This is a genomic window from Ruegeria sp. YKSF131, assembly GCF_059612645.1.
The window spans coordinates 1-4,420 of sequence record NZ_JBXWQZ010000118.1; the positions used below are offsets into that span (position 1 = coordinate 1).

At 57.0% G+C, this 4,420-nt stretch carries 3 protein-coding genes; all 3 read left to right on the top strand.

Annotation, left to right across the window (positions count from 1 at the left end; genetic code table 11):
- The first annotated feature begins 17 nt into the window (after positions 1 to 17).
- The 3 genes from AC2FLZ_RS21740 to AC2FLZ_RS21750 all read left to right on the top strand — a co-directional run bounded on the left by AC2FLZ_RS21740 (position 18) and on the right by AC2FLZ_RS21750 (position 4,303).
- Positions 18 to 1,037 carry a putative 2-aminoethylphosphonate ABC transporter substrate-binding protein gene (locus AC2FLZ_RS21740; RefSeq protein WP_480521542.1) on the top strand — a complete coding sequence of 340 codons (1,020 nt, stop codon included), beginning with the start codon at positions 18 to 20 and terminating at the stop codon, positions 1,035 to 1,037.
- A 132-nt stretch (positions 1,038 to 1,169) separates the two neighbouring features.
- Positions 1,170 to 2,285, top strand: a complete 1,116-nt coding sequence (locus tag AC2FLZ_RS21745) for a putative 2-aminoethylphosphonate ABC transporter ATP-binding protein (protein WP_480496631.1) — start codon at positions 1,170 to 1,172, stop codon at positions 2,283 to 2,285.
- A complete protein-coding gene (locus tag AC2FLZ_RS21750) occupies positions 2,282 to 4,303 on the top strand; it encodes a putative 2-aminoethylphosphonate ABC transporter permease subunit (RefSeq protein ID WP_480556054.1) in 2,022 nt (673 codons plus the stop codon). Before AC2FLZ_RS21745 ends, AC2FLZ_RS21750 begins: the two co-directional genes overlap by 4 nt.
- The last annotated feature ends 117 nt before the right edge of the window (positions 4,304 to 4,420 follow it).

Below are 4,420 nucleotides of genomic sequence, written 5' to 3' on the forward strand. Positions count from 1 at the left end.
ACCAACAGAGGACAACCATGAAACAGAAGAGATCAATTTATGCGGTTTTGGCGTTCGGTTTACTGACGGCGACGGCTGCGGCATCGGAAACGGAACTGACGGTATACACTGCTGTTGAGGCTGAGGATCTTGCGCGGTATGCGGAGACGTTCAATCAGAGCAATCCGGATATCAAGATCAACTGGGTCCGGGACTCGACGGGGATCATCACCGCGAAACTGCTGGCTGAACGGGACAACCCACAGGCGGATGTGGTCTGGGGGTTGGCTGCGACCTCTCTGCTGCTGTTGAAATCCGAAGGGATGCTGGAGCCTTATGCCCCGGTTGGCGTAGACAAGCTGGATGCGAAATTCGTCGATGGTGACAACCCGCCTGCCTGGGTTGGCATGGACGCCTGGGTTGCCTCGATTTGCTACAACACGGTTGAGGCGGAAAAGGCCGGGCTGAAGCCGCCGACCTCGTGGAAGGACCTGACTGATCCGATGTACAAGGATCAGGTTATCATGCCGAACCCGAATTCCTCTGGCACGGGGTTCCTTGATGTGTCCAGCTGGCTTCAAATGTTTGGTGAAGAAGGTGGCTGGGAATACATGGATGCGCTGCACGAGAATATTGCGCGCTACACCCATTCCGGCTCGAAGCCTTGCAAACTGGCGGCGGCGGGCGAGATCCCGATTGGTATTTCTTTTGCGTTCCGTGGGGCGAAATCCAAAGCTGATGGCGCACCGCTGGAAATCATTGTGCCTTCGGAAGGCGTCGGCTGGGACATGGAAGCAACCGCGATTGTGGCCGGCACTGCAAATCTGGAAGCCGCGCAGAAGCTGGTGGACTTCACCGTCACCAAAGAGGCCAACGAGATGTACAATACCGGCTATGCGGTCGTGGCGTATCCCGGCGTTGCAAAACCGGTTGAACACTTCCCAGAGGGTCTTCTGGATGCGATGATCAACAATGATTTCGAATATGCCGCCAACAATCGCGCGGCAATCCTGAAAGAATGGCAGTCTCGCTATGACGGAAAGTCTGAAGCGAAGTAATTCCATTGGCAGGAGGGGCTTTTGTGCTTCTCCTGCCCGCCACTCTCTTGTTCCCACCAACACAACCAACTCACCCGGCGCGCACCGGCCAGGATCGGTCGTGCCCGAGGTGCAGATGTGAGGACCTCTCCCGTGCTTCAGAAAACACCACCCGGTGAACTGTATCTCAGCATCCAGAATTTGTGGAAAGCGTTCGGCAGCTTTCTGGCACTCAAGGACATCTCTCTTGAAATCAAAGAAGGTGAATTCATTTGTTTCCTCGGCCCGTCCGGCTGCGGCAAGACCACCTTGTTGCGGGCGATTGCAGGGCTGGATCTGCAGACCAAGGGTACGATTATGCAGGATGGCAAGGACGTCTCCAACCTGCCTCCGTCCGAGCGCGATTTCGGGATTGTGTTCCAGTCCTATGCGCTGTTCCCGAACCTGACGATCGAAAAGAACATCGCATTTGGCCTTGAAAACACGGGCCGCAGCAAGTCGGATATCGCGGTTCGGGTGAGCGAGCTGCTGAACCTTGTTGGTCTGCCGGATCAGGGCAGGAAATACCCGGCGCAATTGTCCGGTGGCCAGCAGCAGAGGATTGCGCTGGCCCGCGCCATTGCAACCAATCCCGGTCTGCTGCTGCTGGACGAACCCCTGTCGGCGCTGGACGCCAAGGTGCGCGTTCACCTGCGGCATGAGATCAAGGAATTGCAGCGCAAGCTGGGTGTGACCACCGTGATGGTGACGCACGATCAGGAAGAAGCGCTGGCCATGGCCGACCGCATCGTGGTGATGAACCACGGGGTGATCGAACAAGTTGGATCGCCCACGGAGATCTACCGCGAACCGGCCAACCTGTTCGTGGCCGACTTTATCGGTGAAATGAACCAGATCCAGTCTCAGGTTACGAAAGGCGGGCGGTTGAGCGTCGGGGAAAAGACCTTTGCCTGCCTCAGCCACACGTTCAATGATGGAACCCCTGTCATTGCGGCCATTCGTCCCGAAGACATCATCCCTCATGAAGCTGGTTATCTTGACACGGGCGGCAATCGGAACTGCATCGAGGTCACGCTCGATGAAATGGAGTTTCTGGGCTCGTTCTGGCGCTGCCGCCTGAACAACGAGCGGTTCGGATCTTCGGAACTGATCGCGGATTTTTCGATCAACGCCGTGCGTCGTCTTGAGCTGGAAGAGGGGTGCAGCATGGTGATTGAGCTTCCCGAGAACCGCCTGATGGCGTTTGACCTTCCGGAGGCTGCGGCATGAGCACGATGTCGACCAATCAGGACACATTGCCTGTCGGGCCGGATATCAGGCCCAGGCTCAGCCGCGATGACATCCTGATGCGCGGAAGCATGATGGTGATCGCGCTCTATCTGATCGTGACACTGGCACTGCCGCTTTACACGATGCTTTCCAAGTCCTTCTCGACCTACCGGGTCGAGCTGTCCCAGTATGAGTTTCAGGTCAGTGATGAAGCGGGTGTGTTCGACGGAACGATCCTGACGGCTGACGAACTGAACAGGCAATTGGGGGTGTATTCCGACACCGATCTGACAACCGGCTCGGACGGGCGTTTGCCGGTGACCGGGTTCTTTCCGGAGTTCAGCTTTCGCAGCCCGGTCATGTACCAGATGCGGAACACGACGGAGGCCGGGCGCTTTCTGGTCGGGTCGACTTTGAACGAAGGCACCGATTGGGTCGAGCTTGATTCCAACACGTTCCGCCGGGTGCAGATGCGGCCGGTTCAAGCGCGGGGTCTGGGCAACTTCATCAACTACTTCTCGACACCAGCCCTGTTCAACTCGATCAAGAATTCCCTTTGGATTTCGGTTGTCAGCACAATCGTTACGGTGACGCTGGCGTTCTGGTTTGCCTATGCGCTGAACCGAAGCTGCATGCGGTTCAAGGGGGTCTTTCGCCTGATCGCGATGGCGCCGATTCTGGTTCCCTCGCTGCTGCCGGGCATCGCGCTGGTCTACCTGTTCGGCAATCAGGGGATGATCAAGGAGTTGTTGTTCGGTGCCAGTATCTACGGCCCCATAGGCATCGTGATCGGATCGGTCTTCTTTACCTTTCCACACGCGTTCCTGATCATATCGACTGCGCTCGCGATATCGGATGCGCGGTTGTACGAGGCCGCTGTCAGCTTGCGCTCTACCCCCTGGCGGACATTCTGGACCGTTACCATACCCGGCGCGCGCTATGGCCTGATTTCCGCAGCCTTTGTCGTGTTCAATCTGGTGATCACCGATTTCGGCCTGCCAAAGGTGATCGGCGGCCAGTTCAACGTGCTTGCCGTGGATATCTACAAACAGGTGATCGGCCAGCAGAACTTTGAGATGGGCGCCGTGGTCTCGGTGGTTCTGGTCATCCCCGCAATTCTGGCTTTTGCCATCGACCGGATGGTTCAGTCCAAGCAGGTGGCGCTGCTTTCTGCGCGCTCGGTTCCATATCAGGCAACACCAAACCCAAAGGCTGATCGCATATTCCTGATCTACTGCAGCTTGGTCGGCCTGTTCATCATTGGTCTTCTGGCCGTGTGTCAGTTTGCGGCGCTGATCAAGTTCTGGCCCTACGATCTGAGCCTGAGCCTCAAGAACTACCAGTTCGACAAGATGGATGGCGGCGGCTGGGGGTCGTATTTCAACTCGATCAAACTGGCCTTCCTGACGGCGGTGATCGGCACGACGGTTGTCTTCTTCGGGGCGTATCTGGTGGAAAAATCGAACGGCTTCAAAACCGGACGGTCGATCTTTCAGATGTTCGCCATGCTGCCGATGGCCATCCCGGGCATGGTTCTGGGGCTGTCCTATATCTTCTTCTTCAACAACCCGTCCAATCCGTTCAATGCGATCTACGGCACCATGGCAATCCTGGTGGTTTGCACGGTGACGCATTTCTATACCGTATCGCACCTGACGGCGGTCACCGCTCTCAAGCAGATGGATAAAGAGTTCGAGTCGGTGTCGGCCTCTCTCAAACAGCCAACAATGAAGCTGTTTGCCCGCGTGACGGTGCCGGTCTGTCTGCCTGCGGTGCTGGATATCTCGATCTATCTGTTCGTCAACGCAATGACGACCGTGTCGGCGGTTGTGTTCCTCTACTCACCCAAAACCACACTCGCGTCCATCGCGGTGCTGAACATGGATGATGCCGGGGACATCGCACCCGCAGCCGCAATGGGCATGATGATCTTCTACACCAACGCCGCCGCCCGGATCTTCCACCTGATGGCATCAAAAGGCATCCTGGCCCGCACACAGGCCTGGCGCAGCAGGTAATCCACAAAAAACTCAAGAACCCGCCGGTCACATATCTCCGGCGGTTTCCTTCTCCCCAAGAACCCGCTCCGCAAAGTCCATAAACGCCCGTATGATCTTGACGTCACGACGCTGGGA

Coding starts and splice junctions, on each gene's coding strand:
- AC2FLZ_RS21740 (WP_480521542.1), top strand. CDS start 18: ATGAAACAGAAGAGATCAATTTATGCGGTTTTGGCGTTCGGTTTACTG.
- AC2FLZ_RS21750 (WP_480556054.1), top strand. CDS start 2,282: ATGAGCACGATGTCGACCAATCAGGACACATTGCCTGTCGGGCCGGAT.